The sequence below is a fragment of the Paenibacillus sp. J22R160 genome (assembly GCF_059692135.1).
This window is the reverse complement of sequence record NZ_JCAUAU010000006.1, coordinates 1-21077: the sequence shown is the minus strand read 5'-3', so window position 1 is coordinate 21077 and position 21077 is coordinate 1. Positions and strand designations below refer to the sequence as shown.

Sequence of the window (21077 nt, the reverse complement as noted above, 5' to 3'; positions counted from 1 at the left end):
TAAAGAGTGGCAAACCGTACCTATATATCGAAGTAGTGTGTTAAAATGATGTATCTTATTTTCGAGGTGCCGATTATGTCCAAAGAACGATTACCCAAAGCGGTCTACGAGCAGCTTGCTTTATTTCGATATCAGATTCGAAAGTTTATTCATTTCAGTGAGTCGGCTGCAAGAGCGCATGGGCTCACACCGCAAAATCATCAACTCATGCTGGCGATCATGGGGTTCCCGGGACGAGATTATGCAACGCCGAAGGAGCTTGCCGAACGCTTGCAAGTTACACCGCACGCTTGTGTGGAATTGATTAACCGCTGTGAACAGCTTCAATTGGTGTATCGAGTGCCTAATCCGGATGACGGCCGGAGCATTTTTATTCGATTGTCGGAGTCTGGTATGCGCATATTGGAAGACCTTTCTGAAATTCATATGAATGAATTGAAAAATATTGGGCTTTTGGAATTCCCTGAAGATGAATAGTGATTTTATGTCACATAACATAACACATATAACTTGAATTGATTTTGTTTCAGGGAAATTGGCATTTAAATGTTATGTAAATTGACATATTTACTTGATTTTTATCGCATTACGATATATATTTTGTTATAAGTAGAGATAACTCGTTTATAATCATGTCACTTTTCTTACATTCTTACAAAATCAATTCGTGCAACTTGCACGTTAGCGCTGGTGAACCAACATGACAACAAACAAAGTGAAAAGCGTCTGTCCTTATTGCGGTGTTGGCTGCGGAATTGTGCTTGAGGTGTCGGGAAACCGAGTGCTCAAAGTGACGGGTGATAAGGAGCATCCAACCAATTTTGGCCGTCTGTGCACCAAGGGTAACACCTGTGCGCAAGCTATCGCAGAGTCTGGGCGGATGGAGTACGCATATAAACGTCTAGGGCGTAAGAAAGAGCCTGTCAAAATTGGGATGGCTGATATCATCAAGGAAACAGCGGAGCGGTTGCGTTCTATTGTTGACAAGTACGGCCCGGATGCTATGTCTTTCTATGTGTCAGGTCAAATGTCGCTGGAGGCCCAATATCTGGTTAACAAGCTGGCAAAAGGCTACATCCGCACGAATAACATTGAATCCAACTCCCGCTTATGCATGGCTAGCGCTGGCAGCGGCTACAAGTTGTCGCTTGGGGCAGATGGCCCGCCAGGATCGTATCAGGACATGGACCGCTCGGATTTGTTTTTCGTCATTGGTGCTAACATGGCTGACTGCCATCCCATCCTCTTTCTTCGCATGATGGATCGGGTGAAAGCGGGAGCTAAGCTGATTGTGGTGGACCCCCGCCGTAACGCGACAGCAGACAAAGCAGGGCTTTTCATGCAGATTAAGCCTGGGACTGATCTGGCGCTTCTGAATGGTTTATTGCACTTGCTAGTTAAGAACGGCCACACGGATCCGGCTTTTATAGCGGAATTCACGTCTGGATGGGAGAGCATGCCGGCATTCCTTGAAGACTACACGCCGGATAAAGTAGCTGAACTAACAGGCATCCCCGAAGCGGACATCCGTAAAGCCGCTTTATGGATTGGCGAGTCGCCGGAATGGATGACGTGCTGGACGATGGGGCTGAACCAGAGCACTCACGGAACTTGGCATACCAATGCGATCTGCAACCTGCACCTGGCAACAGGCGCCATATGCCGTCCAGGGAGCGGGCCCTTCTCCCTTACGGGCCAGCCTAATGCAATGGGAGGCCGGGAGATGGGGTACATGGGACCTGGCTTGCCAGGGCAGCGATCCGTGCTGGCACCAGCCGACAGGGATTTCATCGAAGACATGTGGAGCGTACCGCGGGGAACGTTGAAGACCGAAGCAGGCACAGGCACTGTATCGATGTTCGAGAGCATGAAAGCCGGAGATATCAAAGCCTGCTGGATTATTTGTACGAATCCAGTGGCCACGGTACCTAATCGCAAGAATGTGATTGCAGGTCTTGAGGCAGCCGAGCTCGTCATCGCGCAGGATGCGTTCAATGAGACAGAGACGAATCCGTATGCGGACATCCTGCTTCCCGGCGCCTTATGGGCGGAGGCCGAAGGCGTAATGATCAACTCCGAGCGGAATTTGACGCTGATGGAGAAGGCGGTTGAGCCGCCCGGCGAAGCCATGCCGGATTGGCAGATCATCGCCAAGGTTGCGTGTGAGATGGGGTATTCCGATGCGTTCACCTATGGATCCTCAGCGGAAGTGTATCAGGAGATACAGCGAGCATGGAATCCTAAAACCGGCTACGATATTCGGGGAGCCTCTTATGAACGGCTGCGCGAAACACCGATACAATGGCCGGCTGCGCCAGACCGTCAGAATAATCGTAATCCGATTCGTTACTTGAATGACGGAGTCAGCCAGCATTTGAAAGAACTTGCTGACGGAAGTCGTCCGCGCATTGTTTTTGCGACGGAGAGCGGTAAAGGGATTTTCCTGGCTCGACCTTATTTGCCGCCGGCTGAAATGCCGGACTCCGATTTCAGCTTCGTATTGAATACGGGCCGCTTGCAGCATCAATGGCACACCATGACGAAAACGGGCAAAATACCGACGCTGAATAAACTGAATCCCGGTCCATTCCTCGAGATTCACCCAGAGGATGCCGAGTCGCTCGGCGTCAAGGATCAGGACAAAATTGAAATTCGCTCGCGTCGCGGGCTTGCCATCCTGCCTGCGGTCATTACGGATCGCGTGAGGCCGGGGAACTGCTTCGCACCTTTTCATTGGAATGATGTGTTCGGAGAGAAGTTAGCGATTAACGAGGTGACAAGTGATGCGGTTGATGGCATCTCCTATCAACCTGAACTAAAGTATTGTGCTGTTTCACTAGTTAAACAGAAGGAGGAAGTGAAGATGGCTACAATGGCACCTATAGATGCGATTGCAACGATGCTCGGCATTCAATCATCCCCGTCAATGACGCTGGATAATCATGAGAAGATGTATCTTTCCGGATTCTTGACAAGTCTCAGAGCGGGAGAATCGCGTCCGGTGCCTGGTATTCCTGTTCTGCCTCCTACGGCGCCTTTGGAGGCTTCCAAGCGGTATTGGCTGGATGGCATGCTGGCTGGAATGTTCTCCCGCACGTATCTTCCTGAAACAGCGGCGTTACCTGTGTTAACACCGGAAACCCAGCAAGAAGTGAAGACGGCTGAAACAACGCTGTCTGATAAAGTGCCAGTATCGATACTTTGGGCATCGCAAACAGGCAATGCAGAAGGTGCTGCTATCCAATGCGCGCAGAAGTTGCAAGAAGCTGGTTACAACGTGCGTCTCATGAATATGAACGCTTATTCAATGGCTGATTTGAGGTCGGAACGTTATGTATTCTTCCTGGTCAGCACGTTCGGTGCTGGAGATCCACCGGATAACGGCGAAAGCTTCTGGAATGCGCTAAAAGGAGAAGCGATGACGCGTTTGCCTGAGCTGCAATACTCTGTTCTGGCCTTCGGGGATTCCAACTATGATCTATTTTGCGGCTTTGGGCGCAATTTGGATGCGCGCTTGGAGCAGTTAGGCGCTACGCGTCTTAACGGGCGTGTCGATTGCGATACGGATTACGAGGAACAGGCTGCATCGTGGATGAAAACTGTTGTGACGAGTCTAAGTGAGCCGGTTGCGGTTACCACAGGAACCCAAACTACTTATGACCGCAATCATCCATTAACTACACGAGTTGTTAAGGGTCGGCTTTTGAACGGCGAGGGTTCCGAGAAAGAAACCCGTCACTATGTATTTGATCTGGCGGGCAGCGGGATGCCTTACGAGGCAGGAGACGCACTGGGTGTATGGCCAACCAATGATCCGAAGCTGGTCTCTGATATTTTGGAAGCAGTAAAGCTGGATCCGTTGACGCAGGTAACTGTAAAAGAGAAAGGTCAGATGACGCTAACCGAGGCGCTTCGTCGCCACTTCGAAATTGCCAGGGTTACACCGGGTATCCTGGAGTTCATCCAGGAGCGAGTTAATAACGAAACGCTAAGTAACTTGTTGAAAAATAAGGTAGAATTGAAGAAATGGCTTTGGGGCCGCCAACTGGTTGATGTCTTACAAGCTTATCCGATGAGCAAGGATGTCCTTGCGGAGGAGCTTCTGCAAGTGTTAAAACCACTGCAGCCCCGTTTGTATTCCATCTCCTCAAGCCCCAAAGCGAAACCTGATGAAGTTCATATTACCGTATCAACCGTTCGCTACGAAATGGAAGGCAAACCGCGGACCGGCATTTGTTCCGGCTTCTTGGCAGATCGCGTCCAGGATGAAGGCGAGGTTGGACTCTTTATCCAAAAGTCCGCTCATTTCAGGCCGCCAGTCAATCCGGACGCTGCGATGATCATGATCGGACCGGGCACAGGAATTGGGCCTTTCCGAGCTTTTCTTCAAGAGCGCCAGGCAACTGGGGCCAAAGGGAAGAACTGGCTTATTTTTGGGGAACAGCGTGCAGCGTGTGATTTCTACTTCAAAGAGGAGCTGGAGACCATGCTCCAAGAGGGAACGCTGCATCGGCTGGATACCGCTTTTTCGCGCGACCAAGAGGAGAAAATCTACGTCCAGCATCGCATGCTGGAGCATGGGGCAGAACTGTGGGGATGGCTAAAGGATGGCGCTCACTTCTACATCTGCGGGGATGCCAGCTCGATGGCCAAAGAGGTCGATGCTACGCTGAAACAAATTATTCAGCAGCATAGCGGCATGAGCGCGAGTGAAACTGAGAGCTATGTGAAAGAAATGTCGCATACAAAGCGATATGCGAAAGATGTCTATTAAGTTTCAAATAGAACGCGCCCTGTCTGGGATAGATTATATCCTTGGATGGGGCGAAGCTCGTTATGGAAAACCTCGGATTGCAGGACTTCTTTTACGCTCTCTATCCATGCCAGATTCTCTGGTTTCTTCAACATAACAAGATCAACGCGCTCCTGAATGAGCGGAATGAAATCGACCCCACCGACCATGTATGCCGCTTTTTCGATACCCACACCGAAATCTCCTTCTCCAAGAGCCACTTTGCCTGCTACGCCCATATGATTCGACTCCTCATGCTCATATCCGATCATATCTCGATAGGAAAAGCCATGAAGGCGGAGCTGCTCATCGAGCAAAACGCGCGCACCGGAGCCCTTCTCCCGGTTAATCAGCCGAAGACCCTGCTGCTTGAGATCGGCCCAGCTGTGAATCTTTTTGGGGTTTCCTTGCTGGACATAGAGACCTGCCGATCTGGAGACGAGATTGATGACAACATAAGAGGAGCCGATCAGAATTTTGCGTACATAAGGAATGTTGTATTCTCCCGTGTCGCCATCCAAGAGGTGTGTGCTCACGATGTCGGTTTCCCCTCTGTACATGGCGATTAAGCTGTCCAAGCTTCCTACATAAGATCGCAGAGGCCATTTGTTAGGGATTTTTCTCTCGATATGTTTGGCCAAAATGTCCAAGCTGACGTCCTGTCCGGTAATGACCAGCGTATTTTTGGATACCGGAGATGCGGCTGTCGGTGTGGTTAGCGGCGACAATTCCGCGCTGTCCGTTTTGTGGGTAGTGACCATATCGCCTTTGGCACGTGTTTTATAAGCCTCTAAGTCCGAGGCGTCTACACGCATTTGTTTTCCCACGCGATAGGCGGGTAAATCGCCTTTTTTAATGAGATCATAGACCGTTAGTTTCGAGATTTTTAAAAGTTTTGCGATTTCTTCCGTGGTATAGGATATTTCGGCTGTCATGGTTGCCCTCCGTGGCTCTCGGTTATTTCGTTATCTTCTATCATAAGCGGATCTATGGTGGAAGACAATCGCAATCCCTTCTAGAAAAAAGAGTGATTATATAATAGAATAATACTAAAACATGCTATTTATATTTAAATAGATATATTAATGATAAAGGAGGGGTTATTTTGTTCGAAAAAGGACTGTTTGGTTATGTCTTATCCTTTCTAATTATTGCTTCAATCGTGTTCACAGGGTGTGCTAGCACCAAAGAACAATCGGCGGCAACTCCAGCAGCGACTACGCAAACAGCTGTACCGTCACCAACACCAGCATCAACACCGGCGGAGAAAGTGGAATTGACCATATCTGCTGCTGCCAGTTTAACGGATGCCTTGAAAGAGATTCAAACAAGTTACGAAGGCAAAAATAAACAAATGAAACTTAACTTTAACTTCGGGGCTTCTGGGGCGCTTCAGCAGCAAATTGAGCAAGGAGCTCCGGCTGATGTCTTCCTATCAGCGGCGACCAAAAATATGAAAGCACTTGTTGATAAACAGTTGATTGATCCCGCACAGCAGAAGAACCTGCTAATCAATGAATTGGTACTTGTCGTACCGGCTGATGGCAAAGTGGCAGTTCAGAAGGTAGAAGATTTAATGAGTGAAGGAATCAAGCACGTTGCCATTGGCGAGCCGCAGACGGTTCCGGCAGGAAGCTATGCCAAAGAAGCGCTGACGCAAACAAAGCTTTGGGATGGGCTGCAAGCCAAAATCGTACAGGGGAAAGACGTTCGTCAAGTACTGACTTATGTAGAATCAGGAAATGCAGAAGCTGGTTTCGTCTATAAAACGGATGCGCTGACTTCCCAAAAAGTGAAAGTTGCTTTAAGTGTCGATTCCAAAACCTACACGCCTATCGAGTACCCGGCAGGTATTGTCAAAGCGACAAAGCACAGCAAAGAGGCTGCGGATTTCTATGCCTACCTTCAGACGAAAGAAGCGCAGGATGTCTTTGTGAAATTCGGGTTCACGATTCCGAAATGATCGAACAAATCACTTGGCGTGAATTCATGGATCCCATCTTGCTTTCTCTGAAAGTAGCCGCTCTATCTAGTGTATTCGTCCTTTTCCTTGGCGGCTTGGCGGCCTGGGGAATGTCGCGGCGAAGCTTTCGCGGGAAGTCCTTTGTAGAAACAGCGATCCTGCTGCCATTGGTGCTGCCGCCGACCGTTGTTGGCTTCATCTTGCTGGTGCTTCTAGGCAAAAAGAGCTGGATCGGCGCAGGGATGGAGTTGCTATTCAATCAGTCCATCATTTTTACATGGGGTGCTGCCGTCGTCGCTTCGATTGTGGTAGCTTTCCCCCTTGTATATCAAACGATGAAAACAGGCTTTGCCTCCGTTAGCAGAGATGTGGAGGATGCAGGAAGGTCATCGGGTGCCAAGGAGTGGCAGGTGCTGCGTTACATCACGCTGCCACTCGCATGGCGTTCGATAACGGCCGCTTACATATTAGGTTTTGCCCGCGGGTTGGGCGAATTCGGCGCAACCCTCATGATTGCTGGCAACATTCCGCATAAGACACAGACGTTGCCTACGGCTATCTATATTGCCGTGGAATCTGGAAACCAGACCCTTGCATGGTGCTGGGCAGGGGCGATTATTGTTATCTCATTTGGTTTGGTTTTGTTCGTTAATCGCAAAAGTGTCAATTGAAGAAACGATAGGTCGCTATCTCGTCATTTGGTCGAAATAGTGCTCTGTAGTTTCTTTGTTTTGCTTTTATGTCGTCATAGGTGGCATGAAACCAAGCGCTCTGAGTGGACCATGGTACATGATATCACACATATATTTGGCTAGCTCAGCTGGGGTTTGTTGTCGGCCATTTCGGATCCATTCCAGGATGAAGCCAAAGTGGGCGGAAGATACGTAGCCGATCAAGATATCGGCCGGCACCAGCAGAACGTTATGGGGCTGAGATTCAATCAACTTGCGGTACATGTGGGAGTGGATTGTATCCTTCATTAAACTAGAGAAGGACAAATCCCCATTCTGGCCGAGCATGACCTCGAAGAAATCCGCCTGCGAATCGAAGTATTCGTACAGTCGAATAAGCCCGTCATATACTTTACCTTCTGAAGCTTGGTTAAACATATCCCTTGGCTCCAAATGCGCGACGATGCGCAGCAGCCCTTCCTTGACTTCAGCTTTGAAGTGCTCACGCAAATCTAGCACGTCTCTATAGTGCAAATAAAACGTACCACGGTTAATATTTGCTTTGCGTGTTAGATCGCTGACCGTGATGGTCTCGAGCCCTTTTTCTTTAATAAGCGCCACAAGGGCTTCGCGAAGTGCTTGTTTGGTCTTCGCTTTTCTTCTGTCTAACTTCTCTGTCATGCCCAACTCTCCCCTCGAAACGAATTATTTTTCCCGATTATCGACAGTGTTTTCCGAAGCTGTTCATTACTCAACATATCATTGAAGTATTGGGCATTGAACGTTTCTTAATCCTGATTATAATCAACAATGTGGTTATTATTCAACATGTTGTTGATTATAAATTAGGAGGTCATGTTCATGTCTTTTTTCAAAATGAAGACTGCACGTATAGGTTTCGCAGTCGTTTTCGTCGTCATCATGGTATTTGGGCTTGCTTTAATGGGGTCAGTACTGAACGCTAAACCTCAAAACTTGCCTGTGGCACTCGTTGTCCTCGATCAGCCAGCTACACTGCCTGATGGCAGCACATTAGCGGTCGGAGAGATGGTGAAAGAGAAGTTGAAGGGCATCGCTGAACTGCCGGTAAAATGGGTGGAGGTCAGCTCAGAAGCTGATCTTGCAACCCAGCTTGACGAGCAGAAGGTGTACGGCGCTTTGGTGCTCCCAGCAGACTTAAGCTCGGGTATCGTATCGTTGCAGTCGCCGTCTCCGAAGCCAGCAACTGTCCGCATCATGTTGAACGAGGGGACCAATACGCAAGCTGTATCGGCTGTTCGAATGATTCTGCAGCAGGCAACGAACACACTAAGCTCGCAGCTTGCGGGACAATTGCTTAGCCAAATAGGACAGCATACGCAGCAGATGGCAGTGTCCGCGGCAAGCGCGCTCTTGCATCCGTTCCAAGTGACGGAGCAATCCGTGCATCCTGCTGGCTCGAACAATGCGAATGGCGGAGCGCCGAACCTGCTTGTGCAAATCTTGTGGCTTGCCTGTATGGTGACATCCGCGTTCATGTTCCTTACTGCTCAGCAGCACGGCCGAAATAGACAGAGCCTCACCGGCACAATCACCTCTCAGTTGACAGCTGGCGTGCTCCTCGTTACAATCGCCTCGGCGTTCATGCTGTGGATGGCGCATGCCTGGTATGGCATGGCATTTGCGCAGCTTGGGTCAACCTGGTTATACCTCTGGCTCATGGCGGTGGCATTCTTCCTCGTGCAGACGGCGCTGCTCAACTGGATCGGACTACCGTCGATGGTTCTGCTCGTGCTCATCTTCTTCTTCTCGATGCCGGTTATCGGCATGCCGCAGGAATTGTTGCCGCAAGTAACAGCTGACTGGCTGTACTCGTGGACGCCTTTCCGCTATGCGGCTGCGGGACTTCGCAGCATCATGTATTTCGATGGTGAAGGAGCACTGAGCCACAGTCTTTACGTGCTTGTTGGCATGGCTGCTGCTGGCTTGATCTTGGCCGCGTTATCCGTGTTCAAGCCTCGCAAGGCGGACCAGCCTGCGCGGCAGCCGGCGTCGCAGCTGTAGCCGCAACCGCAGCGCAAACGTAACTGAAATAGCTGGAAATTCTACCGTTAATCTGCGCTGCTTGGTGGCAGGGAATGAGATAGCGGTAGAAACTCCAGCTAATTCGTCCGTAACTACCCGAAATCTGGTAGATTCGGCGAAATTAGAGGTAGAAACTCCAGTTACTTGGGTAAAAGTGGAACAATCGCAGAATATAGCAGGAGAAATCGGCGTTAATTAAAGTATTCCAGCAATCACCCCTCAGTTGCCCATTCGAAATTCTTCAATCCAACCCACCAGCCTAAGGCTGAGGGGTTTTTCTTTTCCGGGGATGGAAATAATGAAGAATACCGATTAAACAAGTGGAGGAATGTATGGAACTAACGCCTGTAATTCCTTTCGAGCCGATGAGCACTGAAGCTCTGCCCGAGTCTGGCGATTGGGTGGCGCAAATTAAATGGGACGGCGTTAGAATGCTAACGTATTTCGATGGCAGCGAAGTCCGTCTCATCAACCGGAGATTAAACGATCGAACGATGCAATACCCTGAGATAGCGAATATTTCATCCTACTGCAAAGCCAAATCAGTCATTTTAGACGGGGAAATTATTGCACTCAAAGACGGGAAGCCATCTTTTCATGAAATCATGCGAAGAGATGGTGTAAGAAACTCCAAGAACATTCCGCAGCTCCTAAAAACAGTCCCCGTCGTTTATATGATTTTTGACATCCTGTTTCATGATGGACAATGGGTCGTTGATCAGCCATTACATAAGAGGCAGCAGCTCTTAACCAGCGTGGTCTCAACGAGTGAGATGATTCAGCTAGTCCCCAATCATTCCGATCCTGCCTCGCTATATGCCGTTATGGAGCAGCATGACATGGAAGGTATTGTGATCAAAGATTCAAACAGCAAATACCAACTCAATGGCAAAGATAAACGCTGGATGAAAAAGAAAATTATTCATGATCTTGTCGCTGTCATAGGCGGGGTAACGAAGAGAGGGAACTTAGTTAATGCTATTATGCTGGGGCTTTATGACGATGCCGGGGAGCTTTGGTACATAGGTCATGCAGGAACCGGCAAACTGACGCAAAGCGATTGGAGATCGTTAACCGAAGTCACAGATAAAATGGTGTTGGAGAAAAGACCGTTTATCAATACCCCCGAAAGGTCCAAAGAAGCCATCTGGATCCAGCCCCTTATTACGGTCAAAATCAATTATATGGCCTGGACGCGAGACAGAAATTTACGCCAGCCTAGCATTCAATCCATTGTAGCCGTATCTCCCGAGGCGTGTAATTTTAAACAATTCTAGTTTGTTGTGTGCGTTGAATCCGCATAGAAAAGCCTGCTCGGTTTATCATTAACCGGGCAGGCTTTTAAGCGATTTTCTACGTGACAGGTTCCTTCGCTTTTTTGGCGCGAGGCTTGGCTTTTGGGTTCTTTTCCTCCGTAACACTTGTATCTGTTTTCAATGTTACTTTGCCGTCATCGGAGGACTTGGTGGCGTCAAGGCTAGCTTGCAGCGCAGCCATAAGGTCGATAACACTCGTTTTTTGCAGAGCAGGCGCGGCTTGCACTTCTTCTCCTGCAATTTTGTGCTCGATAGCTTCTAGCAATCGTCCCCGATATTCGTCTTTATATTTCTCTGGCTCAAAAGGAGAAGATAACTGGCTAATCAGCATTTTTGCCATATCCAACTCACGCTCGTTCACGGTCACTTTCTCGGGCAAGTTAGGAACTTGCGAGATAGGACGAATTTCGTCGGGGTAAAAAATGGTTTCGAGCGCCAAGCAGTTCTCGATGACACGAATCGCGGCCAGAGAGCTCTTGGAGCGGATTGAAACCTTGGCGATACCGATTTTGCCGGTTTGGCGCATCGAATCGAGCAGCAAATTATAAGCGCCAGCCCCCGTATCCCCAGGTCCCAAATAGTACGTTTTTTGAAAATAAACAGGGTCGATATCTGTCAAGTTGACGAAATCCAGAATCTTAATCTCTTTATTCGCTTCTCCTGAGATCGTTTCCAACTCTTCCTTTTCAAAAAGGACGAAACGGCCCGGTTCATATTCATAGCCTTTCGTAATTTCATCCCACTCTACTTCCTTGTCGCAAGTCTGGCATTTGCGTACATAAGCTAGCGGGGTAATGCAGGTTTTATGTATATAACGCATGGAGATGTCCTTATCTTCCGTAGCCGAAAACATTTTCACAGGCACATGTACAAGTCCGAAAGAGATAGCGCCTTTCCAAACCGTATGCATCGCTTGATTCCTCCCCGAATGAGCTTCATTGTACTAGTATTCTCTTGATTTCTTTCCTTTATACGGAGGCATTTTAAGAGAATGGTTTGTTTATGGAGTGGGTACGTTAAAGATGCAAGTTTAATGCTAAGCAGCTTGTCATAGGCAAAGCTAATGCTAAGGAGGGATTCACGGATGGCACAAGATTCAAATGCATCCCAAGATACGAGCGATCAGGGAAAAGATGATCATTTTATGGATATTGACCGCATGATCAATGAGGGCTTGGGAGGCGGCAATGTCACCATGCATAACGGATTAATCGAATCCTCGACAACGGATACGATGGATCATCCAGAATCCGTATTGGATGAGCCATGAACCTTCATCGCGCTCAGGAAATTTTAGCCGCTGATGAAAAGATTACGGTTGAACTTAACGGCGTTCCCGTCTGGATCGACAGTGTCGACTCCAGCAAAGCGCTCGCTAAGGTTCATGCGGAAGAAAATCCGGCCGATTCCCGATTAGTGACCGTTCAAGAGCTAGAAGAAGTTCACTGACGGAAATGGCAAGCCTGCCCCGAAGCAATTCGGAGCGGGCTTTTTTTCATTTCAGGTTGCTGTTGCCTACTAGCGAAGTCTATAATAGGAGCAAGCAAGCGCATTTGGAAGAAGGGGATGAGATCACTGGCTCAATCCACATTTACGTTCTACTCCCAGCATGAGGAAGATACGGATTCACTGGGGAAATTACTGGCCGACTATTTGACCCCCGGCTCCGTCCTTACGCTGGACGGTGATTTGGGAGCAGGCAAAACGAGATTTTCACAAGGCTTTGCAAGGGCGATAGGCATTCAAGAATACGTCAATTCCCCTACATTTACAATTATCAAAGAATATGAGGGAGCTAAGCTTCCTTTCTACCATATGGATATGTACCGCATTTCGCAAGAAGAGGCGGACGAGCTGGGGCTGGAGGATTACTTCTATGGAACTGGCGTGACCTTAATTGAATGGTCAAGCCTAATTGAAGATCTTCTGCCGCCGGAGCGACTTGCCATTAAGATATCCCTTCAGGGGGATCAAACCAGAGTGTTTCACCTAACTCCGCACGGGGATCCGTATGTGAGTTGGTGTGTGCAGATGAAGGAGAACGGACATTTACAATGACAGACCGGACAAATCATACAGGACGATGCTTAGCCATCGATACCTCATCTTCAGCGATGACCGTTGCGATTCTAGAGAACGGAAAGATGCTGGGTGAGGTGAGTTCACATGCTGAACGGAATCACTCCATCGGACTGCTTCCCCATATTCAAGATTTGCTGGCTTCGTTACAGCTGAAACCGAAAGATTTGCACGCTGTTGCAGTGGGCCAAGGGCCAGGCTCGTATACAGGGGTGCGTATTGCTGTTTCCGTAGCCAAGACATTTGCTTGGTCGCTCGGCCTAGATCTTATCGGCGTTTCGAGCTTGGAAGCCATGGCGCTTGGCGGAGCGATGAAGCAGGAGGACAAGAGCAATAAGGGACTTACGTGGGTCGTGCCGCTATTGGATGGAAGGCGCAAACAGGCGTTCACTGCCGTTTACGCTTATTCTGGTGTTTCACCGATGTCCGATCAAGAGGCACTAGCTGCAGATTGGCATGAAGTACTGCCGGATGGCATACGTGTCATTGGGCCATGGCTTACTCAATTGTTCGCACAGGCAGCAAGTGAAGAGCCTGTGCGAGCGCCACATAAGATCCTCTTCGTAGGCGAAACGGAGGGCTTCAGCGAAGAACTTGCTCAATTTGCGCAAGATTGGAAGGGGAGCTTGGAGCAGCTTTCCTACGGAATCGAAGCCCAATTTATTGGCCAGCTTGCTTATCCGCGATTAGCCAAAGGTGAGAAGGCAGATGTGCATACGTTTGTGCCAAATTACACAAGACTGCCGGAAGCTGAAGCTAATTTGCTAGCCGGCATCCAGGTGAAGAAGGGAGGGAATTGATCGTGGAACAACATCAGCCGCAGACAACGGAAGAAACGTTGGTTTTTCGCTCCATGGACATGGAAGATATTCCCTTTATTTGTGAAATCGAGCAGGAAGCCTTTACGACACCATGGACAAAAGGTGCTTTTGAAAATGAATTAACGAACAATCAGTTCGCTCATTATATGATTATGGATATAGGCGGCGAGGTCGCTGGATACGGCGGTATGTGGCTCATTATGGAAGAAGCGCATGTAACGAATATTGCTGTCCGCGACAGCTATAGAGGTCGTAAGCTCGGCGAGCGTCTAATACGTGAGTTGATGAAAACTGCCGCATTTCTTGGGGCGATTCGAATGACGCTCGAGGTGCGGGCTACGAACTATGTGGCGCAAAATTTGTATGAAAAAGTCGGCTTCCGCTCCGTTGGTGTACGTAAAGGCTACTATACGGATAATCGTGAAGATGCGGTCATTATGTGGGCGGATTTGCCTAAGAGAAGAAAGGATAGTCTCGGGGATTGAGGCTTTCGGCAGGTGAAGAATGTGAGTAAATTTGATCAACAGCAACGAGAAGTTACGGAAGAAAGAGCAGATAAATCTAGTAAACCTGTCTATATTTTGGCAATTGAAACTAGCTGTGATGAAACCTCTGTAGCGATTGTCGAAAATGGCAAAATCATACGCTCGAATGTCATTTCGAGCCAGATTGAGACGCATCAGCGCTTTGGCGGCGTTGTCCCTGAGGTGGCTTCCCGGAAGCACGTTGAGTCGATTACGTGGATGCTGGAGGAAGCCGTTGAAGAAGCAGGTGTATCTCTTCAGGAACTGTCAGCGATTGCCGTTACAGAAGGCCCTGGTCTGATCGGGGCTTTGCTGGTTGGCGTTGTTGCAGGCAAAGCGCTTGCCTGCGCACTGGATCTGCCGCTTATCGGTGTCCACCATATTGCAGGGCATATTTATGCGAATCAGCTCGTACACGAGCTGGAATATCCGCTTATATCCCTCGTCGTATCCGGCGGGCATACAGAGCTTGTGCTGCTCGAGGAGCCAGGCAAATTCCGCATCATCGGGCGAACACGCGATGACGCGGCTGGCGAAGCCTACGACAAAATCGCCAGAGCCATGGGGCTTCCCTATCCTGGCGGCCCCCACGTCGATCGGCTTGCACAGGAAGCCGAATCCGAGATCAAGCTGCCGCGCTCGTGGCTCGAGGCAGACTCTTACGACTTCAGCTTCAGCGGGTTGAAATCCGCTGTGCTGAACGTCGTCAACCAAAGCAAAATGCGCGGCGAAGCCGTACAAACCGCGCAAATCGCCAAAGGCTTCCAAGCATCCGTCATCGACGTGCTTGTCGAGAAAGCGGCGCGCGCCGTCGGTGAATACGGCGCCAAACAGCTCCTGCTCGCGGGCGGAGTCGCGGCGAACAAAGGGCTGCGCAGTGCGCTTGCTGAGCGCTGCGGGGAATTGGACGTGCCGCTGCTGGTGCCTCCGCACGCCCTATGTACGGACAACGCTGCGATGATAGGCGCAGCCGCTTTCCTCAAGTGGGACAAGCAGGAGTTCGACACCATGGAGCTCAAAGCTGAGCCGCAGCTCAAGCTTGAAGAATGGTAGTCTGAAAAAAATAAATGTTCAGATAACGGTATTGACTTTGCCAAATCTGCATATTATAATCACAATCAATACTTTAAAACGCATCGAACGGGATTAGTACGGAACCTCAGTTTCGCTCAGAGAGCTGTGCGCTTGGTGAAAGCACAGACGAAACGTGACCAGAACTCGCCCGGGAGCGGTAAGGCTGATAAGGATGCCAAGGATCCAGCACCCAAGTAGGTCTTGACGGTTGACCCCCGTGATCAGGGACATGAGTGGTTTCGAGCGTAACAGCTCGGATCAATTAGAGTGGTACCGCGGAAGGTTCAGACCTGTCGTCTCTTATATAGAGATGGCAGGTCTTTTTGGTTTTCAAATATAGAACAAACGCAATGAACAAGAGTAGTAAGGGCTCGCTTTACGGTACAGAAAGCTGCGGGGTGATGCGACGCAGACCGTGAATGCCCTGAACTCGCTTGGAAGCGGTCATCCTGATCGGCAGTTTCACCTGCTGTTAGGGATGAACGGATGACCTCCGTGATCGGGTGACATAGCAACCGCTATGTCTGAGGTGGGCTTCGTTAGGCGGAGCCAACAAGAGTGGTACCGCGCTGGGTGAAGACCCGTCGTCTCTTATGTGGAGATGACGGGTCTTTTTGTCGTCTCCTGGACGGCTGCGACGTCTCCGAGCAGATGGAGGGGGGAACTGCAGGGCGCTATTTCAATGAAATAGCTATTCAAGTGTGGGAACGGGAACTACGTTCCGCTATTTCGCAGATTTGGGTGAAAACTTGGCCCGATGAGAGGGGATAAGGCCTTGTAGTTCCGCTTCAGCTTACTAACCTGACCTTTTCGCAGAAATAACGGAACGAGGTTCCGCTTATCAAGGCCTGTGTCTCCAGTTACTAGTTACCAACCAACAATAAACTTCAAACCATAGCCAACAAAGATTGGCTCAAACTCAAGGAGGAATTGAACCATGGAAAATAACACAAACCGCCGCATTCGCATTTTTGATACAACGCTTAGAGACGGGGAGCAAGCGCCGGGAGCTTCTCTTTATCCGGAGGAAAAGATCCGTATCGCGAGACAATTGGCGAAAATGGGCGTAGATACGATCGAGCCTGGCTTCCCGATTTCGAGTCCTGGCGACTTTCATGCGGTGCAGCAAATTTCACGTGAGCTGCAAAGCGTAGAAATTTGCGGATTTGCCCGCGCGATGAAGGCTGATATTGATTCAGCGATCAAAGCTACGCAAGACGCGGCGTCGCGCCGTATCCACATGTTCTTGTCCTCATCGGACATCCATCTGGATTTCCAACTTCGCAAATCCCGTCAACAGGTCGTTGAGATGGCTCGATCTATGGTTGCGTATGCGAAGCAGTTCGTGAACAACATTGAATTCTCGCCGATGGATGCCACCCGGACCGGGGACGAATTCCTATTCGAAGTGCTGGAGGCGGTCATCGCAGAAGGCGCAACGATTCTGAATATCCCTGACACAGTCGGCTATGCGCTGCCAGAAGAATACGGGGCGATGTTCCGCAGAGTGCGTCAAAGTGTAAGAGGCGGAGATACGGTTGAGTACAGTGCACATTGCCACAACGATCTGGGTCTTGCTGTAGCGAATAGCCTTGCGGCTATTGCGGCTGGTGTCACACACGTAGAGGTAACAGTGAACGGGGTAGGAGAGCGCGCAGGAAACTGTTCACTTGAAGAACTCGTGATGGCGATAGAGACTCGCAAGCAAACGATGGGTGTGGAGACAGGGATTGTGTCCAGTGAAATTTTCAACACATCCAAAATGGTCAGCCGAATCATGGGTTTCCCGATTGCTTATAACAAGCCGATTGTTGGAAGAAATGCGTTCCAGCATGAAGCGGGCATTCACCAAGATGGCTTGCTGAAAAACCGCAATACCTACGAAATTATGGACCCGGAAAAGCTGGGTATTCCACGCTCCATGATCATTCTTGGCAAGCATTCCGGAAGACATGCGCTGAAACATCGCGTAGGCCAATTCGGCATTGAACTCTCAGGAGAAGAGCTGGATACATTGTACACCAAGTTCAAGGAAAAAGCCGATGAGCAGAAGATGGTGACCGACGATCAACTGCTAGAGCTTGTTGGTTCAACGGTTGATGGGCAAATGGAGCCATTCACGCTGACACATATGCAGGTTGTTTCTAGCAGTGATCGCAATCGTGTTGCTTCCGTCTCGGTTCGAAACAATCAGACAGGTGTCGAGAATGTCTACTCAGGCACAGGCGAAGGCCCGATTGAGGCAATCGTTCAAAGCCTTCGTCAAGCGATCCCGATGGATGTGGATTTCTCCGATCTGGAGCTGCATTCCTTGTCCACAGGTGAAAAAGCAACCGGTGAAGCGGAAGTCACGATCACGGTAGAGGGTCAAACCTATAAGAATACAGGTATCGACCAAGATGTGCTTGTTGCTGTTGCGAAGGCTTTTATCTCAGCGTGTAACCAAGCCATTCGGATGCAAGGTCAGCCTGCAGGTTCAAGTGAGGTAACGACAGCTTCTTAACGGAATGGATTCACTTGAATTGTAAGAAAACTTAGTTATATACACGACTTGTGAACAAAGTTATGCACATGCCCTGTGGATAATGTGCATAACTTTAAAATTCCCCCATAAATCAATGGTTGTAAAGGCGGAATTTGTCGAATAACTTTTGAACAGTTTTTTGTGGATAATGTGGATAAGATTGTGGAAAACAACAGAAAAGCGTTAAGAGGGGCGGATTTCGCCCTTCTTTTTTTGTGTGGATAACGCTATACACATGGAAAATAGACGATGGAGGGCTCATTTTAAATTTTCGGAACAATCAAGCAGTGGATACTTTCCCCTATGGATGAAAATGCTAAAAGCAAAAACAGCAGGAGAATGCCCATGAAGTTTAGAAAAAGGGTCTGGATTGTGGGTATCTTAGGTTTTTTCTTGCAGTTGTCCACAAGTTGGGGGACAGTAGTGGCTCATGATGACACAACCATCCACAATTTAAAGGGTGCTGACCGAAACGAAAGAACAAAACAGGTGACCGTGGTTTCAATACCCGGTCTTTCTTTTCTAGAGCTTCAACCCGATCAGCTGTCGGTGCTGCCTCATTTTAAGCAAATGACAGAGTCAGGTGCAGTTGGTGCTATGAATATTCGTACGGCAAACCGTTCGATGCGGGATGTCTATGCCTCTTTGGGGGCAGGTGAACCCGCTGCTGGGATTGTGGAGGCGTTGGCTTTTGAGGCAAATGAGTCCAGACACGGTGTTCGCGTTTCGGAGCTTATGAACCGGTATACAGGTCTATTGGAGGGGAATCAGATTAGTCTTCTGGAGGAAGACTCCCTGATTGTTCCTGAGCTAGCGATGCTCAAACGGCTTAACAAGGAGCAAGCCTATGGCGTAGGCGTATTGGGTGATTTGCTCAAAACATATGGCGTTCATCGTTCCGTGCTAGGAAGCAGTGATTTGGGAAGAGGCATGCACCTCGAACAAAAACAACTGCGTCGCTTTGCTCCTCTAATGCTTATGGATACCAATGGAATTGTGGATAACGGGAAACTGGGTGACGATGCGGCGATAGCTGTTGTGGACAGACCAGGTGGTATGAGTACCGATTATGCACAGCTAGCGTCGTTGTGGAAAAATAGGCGGCAGCCAAGTATCACTCTAGTTGAATTTGGGGATCTGTATAGATTGTACAGTGAGAAAACGCATTATGATCAGGATCGGTTTAATGAGCTCAAAGGATTAGTACTGCGTGACATGGATCAGTGGTTGGGGCAATTGATGGAGGGGATGCAGCCTGGAATAGACAGCCTGTGGATGTTCTCGCCTGAGGTTAACGCGGAAGCAGCCAGAAGCAAAATGTACTTATCCCCAATCCTTCATTACACAACAGAAGGTAGAGGAGGGCTCCTTGTTTCGGAATCTACTCGAAGACAGGGGATTGTCACTTCACAAGACTTCACAAGCACACTGCTGAATGAGTTCAAAATCCCAATTCCTATTGGGCTGATAGGGATCCCTTTAGCTTCCGCTGGGGTGAGCTCTGCACTAGATGAGCTTGTTAAGGATCTGCGCAGCATGCAGATGATTTATCGCAGCAGACCCTCGTTGCTGTATCCCTTTGCCACTTTTGAGATGATAGTCCTCCTGCTCAGTTTGATCTATGTTATGTGGGTAAAAAGGAGGGGCACTGCCTTTCATGCAAAAAAAGAGGCAGTTCCAGGTCATGGCGTTCTGCGGATACTGCTGCTGTCACTTTTGACTGCTCCTTCCGTTATGTTGTTACTGGGGTGGCTGGCTGTGCCATTAACATCTCAACTCGGGATCGATGGAGCGATCATTGCCCTCGTATTTAGTTTCGTCGTGGGTAGCTTGCTCCTAGCTTTGATTCTGGCCGCATACAGCGAAACAACGGCGATGATTTGGCTGGGTGTGGGAATAGCGGCAATTATCGTGCTGGACGCCTGTACAGGTGCGCACGCGATGAAATATTCCGTGCTCGGCTATGATCCGATGATCGGCGCACGCTACTACGGCATCGGCAACGAGTACATGGGCGTCCTTATCGGCGCCCTAGTCCTCGGCGTGACGGCGGCCCTGCAGCGCCGTCATGCCGCTCGCGGCACGCGTGCTTCGCGCACGGCGGCGCTCGCCGCATGCGCTGCGTTCTTGCTCGTGACTGTGTGCCTGAGTGCACCGTCACTTGGCGCGAACGCGGGCGGCGCCCTGAGCGCCGCGGTCGCCTTCGGCGTAGCCGGCGCGCAGTGCTTCGCCGGCGAACGCTGGCGCGAGCTGCGCCTAGGCAGGGCTTCGGCCCTGCTGGCGGCGCTGCTCGCGCTGGGGGTTGGGGCGCTGTGGCTGCTCAACAGCGCCGATTCTCCCGCGGCGTTCGCGCGGGAGAGCCATGTCGGGCGCGCGTTTCACGCGCTGCGCGCCGGGCAGTTCGATCAGATCGGCCATCTGATCGTGCGGAAGCTGCGGATGAACGTGCACTTGCTTCGTGCATCCGTCTGGAGCAAAGTGCTTATCACGAGCCTCTTCGTGATGGCTGTGTTAGTGCTTCGTCCTCGCGGCCGCATGCGCGTGTGGCAGCACAGAAACCCGTACTGGATGTACGGGTTTTCCGCCAATATGATCGGAGCCATAGCAGCGCTGCTGCTGAATGACTCCGGCATTGTTGCCGCCGCGACGATGATCGTTTTCGTCGCGGTTCCTTTGCTGCTGCTGCGGCTGCGGGAGCTGGCAGTAGAGCAAGATGCTTAACGTGCAGCGCAGCTTGTTCAGCGGCCTTGTACCAATTAACGATGTTTAACATCGTTAATGGTAAGTCCCAGGCTTCCACCATCGTTTTAACGCTGAAAAACAACGTTAAAACGATGGTGGTTTGAATTTACGAGGTGCGGCTGCAGTTAGAGCTGTTTTTCAGCGTTAAGTAGCGCTGAACTTAGAGTTCGGCTATTTTAACGTTGTTAAATACCGTTAAGTATAATGAAAGGGAAGTAGTTTCTCCTGAGCAGTCCCAAAAGGCCCTCTCACGCAGCTTCCAAGCGGAAGCTGATCGCGAGAAGGCCTTTATGGCTTTCTCAGAGCGAGAAAACCCAAGCTTTCACCAAGATATCTTGCTGAGCAGTCACAAAAGGCCCTCTCACGCAGCTTCCAAGCGGAAGCTGATCGCGAGAGGGCCTTTATGGCTTTCTCAGAGCGAGAAAACCCAAGCTTTCACCAAGATATCTTGCTGAGCAGTCCCAAAAGGCCCTCTCACGCAGCTTCCAAGCGGAAGCTGATCGCGAG

The 21077-nt window shown here is 49.8% G+C and carries 18 protein-coding genes and 2 other annotated features; of the genes, 15 read left to right on the top strand and 3 right to left on the bottom strand.

Features of this window, described 5'->3' with window-relative positions; genetic code table 11:
• Positions 1-45 precede the first annotated feature (45 nt).
• A complete protein-coding gene (locus AC58UW_RS15495) occupies positions 46-477 on the top strand; it encodes a MarR family winged helix-turn-helix transcriptional regulator (protein WP_497421547.1) in 432 nt (143 codons plus the stop codon).
• 223 nt (positions 478-700) lie between these two features.
• Entirely contained in the window at positions 701-4774 is a 4074-nt protein-coding gene (locus AC58UW_RS15490) for a sulfite reductase subunit alpha (RefSeq protein WP_497421546.1), read from the top strand.
• On the opposite strand, the gene AC58UW_RS15485 is transcribed toward AC58UW_RS15490, so the two are convergent.
• Entirely contained in the window at positions 4771-5727 is a 957-nt protein-coding gene (locus tag AC58UW_RS15485) for a helix-turn-helix transcriptional regulator (RefSeq protein ID WP_497421545.1), read from the bottom strand. The genes AC58UW_RS15490 and AC58UW_RS15485 overlap by 4 nt on opposite strands.
• A 170-nt stretch (positions 5728-5897) precedes the next feature.
• Here AC58UW_RS15485 and modA point away from each other — a divergent pair, with 170 nt between their 5' ends.
• A complete protein-coding gene (modA, locus tag AC58UW_RS15480) occupies positions 5898-6755 on the top strand; it encodes a molybdate ABC transporter substrate-binding protein (RefSeq protein ID WP_497421544.1) in 858 nt (285 codons plus the stop codon).
• Between the two features lie 26 nt (positions 6756-6781).
• Entirely contained in the window at positions 6782-7426 is a 645-nt protein-coding gene (modB, locus tag AC58UW_RS15475) for a molybdate ABC transporter permease subunit (protein WP_497421543.1), read from the top strand.
• 66 nt (positions 7427-7492) lie between these two features.
• Here the strand turns inward: modB and AC58UW_RS15470 are convergent, their stop codons facing one another.
• The gene (locus AC58UW_RS15470) at positions 7493-8107 is read right to left on the bottom strand and encodes a TetR/AcrR family transcriptional regulator (protein ID WP_497421542.1); all 615 of its coding nucleotides are present in this window, start codon (positions 8105-8107) and stop codon (positions 7493-7495) included.
• A gap of 180 nt (positions 8108-8287) precedes the next feature.
• Here AC58UW_RS15470 and AC58UW_RS15465 point away from each other — a divergent pair, with 180 nt between their 5' ends.
• From AC58UW_RS15465 to AC58UW_RS15455, 3 genes are all read left to right on the top strand, one after another.
• Positions 8288-9469: a YhgE/Pip domain-containing protein gene (locus AC58UW_RS15465; RefSeq protein WP_497421541.1), complete on the top strand. Its 1182-nt coding sequence runs from the start codon at positions 8288-8290 to the stop codon at positions 9467-9469.
• Positions 9470-9533: 64 nt separating this feature from the next.
• Positions 9534-9689, top strand: coding sequence for a hypothetical protein (locus AC58UW_RS15460; protein WP_497421540.1), 156 nt, complete (start codon positions 9534-9536; stop codon positions 9687-9689).
• Positions 9690-9822: 133 nt separating this feature from the next.
• Positions 9823-10767 carry an ATP-dependent DNA ligase gene (locus AC58UW_RS15455; protein WP_497421539.1) on the top strand — a complete coding sequence of 315 codons (945 nt, stop codon included), beginning with the start codon at positions 9823-9825 and terminating at the stop codon, positions 10765-10767.
• A 76-nt stretch (positions 10768-10843) separates the two neighbouring features.
• Here AC58UW_RS15455 and ku read toward each other — a convergent pair whose 3' ends face one another.
• Positions 10844-11716 carry a non-homologous end joining protein Ku gene (gene ku, locus AC58UW_RS15450; RefSeq protein ID WP_497421538.1) on the bottom strand — a complete coding sequence of 291 codons (873 nt, stop codon included), beginning with the start codon at positions 11714-11716 and terminating at the stop codon, positions 10844-10846.
• 174 nt (positions 11717-11890) lie between these two features.
• Here ku and AC58UW_RS15445 point away from each other — a divergent pair, with 174 nt between their 5' ends.
• The 8 genes from AC58UW_RS15445 to AC58UW_RS15410 all read left to right on the top strand — a co-directional run bounded on the left by AC58UW_RS15445 (position 11891) and on the right by AC58UW_RS15410 (position 20549).
• A complete protein-coding gene (locus tag AC58UW_RS15445) occupies positions 11891-12076 on the top strand; it encodes a hypothetical protein (RefSeq protein ID WP_497421537.1) in 186 nt (61 codons plus the stop codon).
• Positions 12073-12255 carry an H-type small acid-soluble spore protein gene (locus AC58UW_RS15440; protein ID WP_127453533.1) on the top strand — a complete coding sequence of 61 codons (183 nt, stop codon included), beginning with the start codon at positions 12073-12075 and terminating at the stop codon, positions 12253-12255. Before AC58UW_RS15445 ends, AC58UW_RS15440 begins: the two co-directional genes overlap by 4 nt.
• Before the next feature lie 117 nt (positions 12256-12372).
• Entirely contained in the window at positions 12373-12864 is a 492-nt protein-coding gene (gene tsaE / locus AC58UW_RS15435) for a tRNA (adenosine(37)-N6)-threonylcarbamoyltransferase complex ATPase subunit type 1 TsaE (RefSeq protein WP_497421536.1), read from the top strand.
• Complete coding sequence (tsaB, locus tag AC58UW_RS15430; RefSeq protein WP_497421535.1) at positions 12861-13685, top strand: tRNA (adenosine(37)-N6)-threonylcarbamoyltransferase complex dimerization subunit type 1 TsaB; 825 nt, start codon at positions 12861-12863, stop codon at positions 13683-13685. The genes tsaE and tsaB overlap by 4 nt, the downstream gene beginning before the upstream one ends.
• Before the next feature lie 53 nt (positions 13686-13738).
• Complete coding sequence (gene rimI / locus AC58UW_RS15425) at positions 13739-14191, top strand: ribosomal protein S18-alanine N-acetyltransferase (RefSeq protein WP_497421778.1); 453 nt, start codon at positions 13739-13741, stop codon at positions 14189-14191.
• Between the two features lie 21 nt (positions 14192-14212).
• Complete coding sequence (tsaD, locus tag AC58UW_RS15420) at positions 14213-15283, top strand: tRNA (adenosine(37)-N6)-threonylcarbamoyltransferase complex transferase subunit TsaD (protein WP_497421534.1); 1071 nt, start codon at positions 14213-14215, stop codon at positions 15281-15283.
• 74 nt (positions 15284-15357) lie between these two features.
• Positions 15358-15608 (top strand) — a binding site (T-box leader).
• A 37-nt stretch (positions 15609-15645) separates the two neighbouring features.
• Positions 15646-15899 (top strand) — a binding site (T-box leader).
• A 342-nt stretch (positions 15900-16241) separates the two neighbouring features.
• A complete protein-coding gene (locus AC58UW_RS15415) occupies positions 16242-17807 on the top strand; it encodes a 2-isopropylmalate synthase (protein ID WP_497421533.1) in 1566 nt (521 codons plus the stop codon).
• Positions 17808-18173: 366 nt separating this feature from the next.
• Entirely contained in the window at positions 18174-20549 is a 2376-nt protein-coding gene (locus tag AC58UW_RS15410; protein WP_497421532.1) for a hypothetical protein, read from the top strand.
• Positions 20550-21077: the final 528 nt, after the last annotated feature.

Bases quoted from the DNA above. Each gene is read 5' to 3' on its own strand.
- ku (WP_497421538.1), bottom strand. From the start codon at position 11,716: ATGCATACGGTTTGGAAAGGCGCTATCTCTTTCGGACTTGTACATGTG.
- AC58UW_RS15445 (WP_497421537.1), top strand. From the start codon at position 11,891: ATGGCACAAGATTCAAATGCATCCCAAGATACGAGCGATCAGGGAAAA.
- AC58UW_RS15415 (WP_497421533.1), top strand. From the start codon at position 16,242: ATGGAAAATAACACAAACCGCCGCATTCGCATTTTTGATACAACGCTT.
- AC58UW_RS15455 (WP_497421539.1), top strand. From the start codon at position 9,823: ATGGAACTAACGCCTGTAATTCCTTTCGAGCCGATGAGCACTGAAGCT.
- AC58UW_RS15440 (WP_127453533.1), top strand. From the start codon at position 12,073: ATGAACCTTCATCGCGCTCAGGAAATTTTAGCCGCTGATGAAAAGATT.
- AC58UW_RS15465 (WP_497421541.1), top strand. From the start codon at position 8,288: ATGTCTTTTTTCAAAATGAAGACTGCACGTATAGGTTTCGCAGTCGTT.
- modB (WP_497421543.1), top strand. From the start codon at position 6,782: ATGGATCCCATCTTGCTTTCTCTGAAAGTAGCCGCTCTATCTAGTGTA.
- tsaE (WP_497421536.1), top strand. From the start codon at position 12,373: ATGAGATCACTGGCTCAATCCACATTTACGTTCTACTCCCAGCATGAG.
- AC58UW_RS15495 (WP_497421547.1), top strand. From the start codon at position 46: ATGATGTATCTTATTTTCGAGGTGCCGATTATGTCCAAAGAACGATTA.
- rimI (WP_497421778.1), top strand. From the start codon at position 13,739: ATGGACATGGAAGATATTCCCTTTATTTGTGAAATCGAGCAGGAAGCC.
- AC58UW_RS15410 (WP_497421532.1), top strand. From the start codon at position 18,174: ATGAAGTTTAGAAAAAGGGTCTGGATTGTGGGTATCTTAGGTTTTTTC.
- tsaB (WP_497421535.1), top strand. From the start codon at position 12,861: ATGACAGACCGGACAAATCATACAGGACGATGCTTAGCCATCGATACC.
- AC58UW_RS15490 (WP_497421546.1), top strand. From the start codon at position 701: ATGACAACAAACAAAGTGAAAAGCGTCTGTCCTTATTGCGGTGTTGGC.
- AC58UW_RS15470 (WP_497421542.1), bottom strand. From the start codon at position 8,107: ATGACAGAGAAGTTAGACAGAAGAAAAGCGAAGACCAAACAAGCACTT.
- AC58UW_RS15485 (WP_497421545.1), bottom strand. From the start codon at position 5,727: ATGACAGCCGAAATATCCTATACCACGGAAGAAATCGCAAAACTTTTA.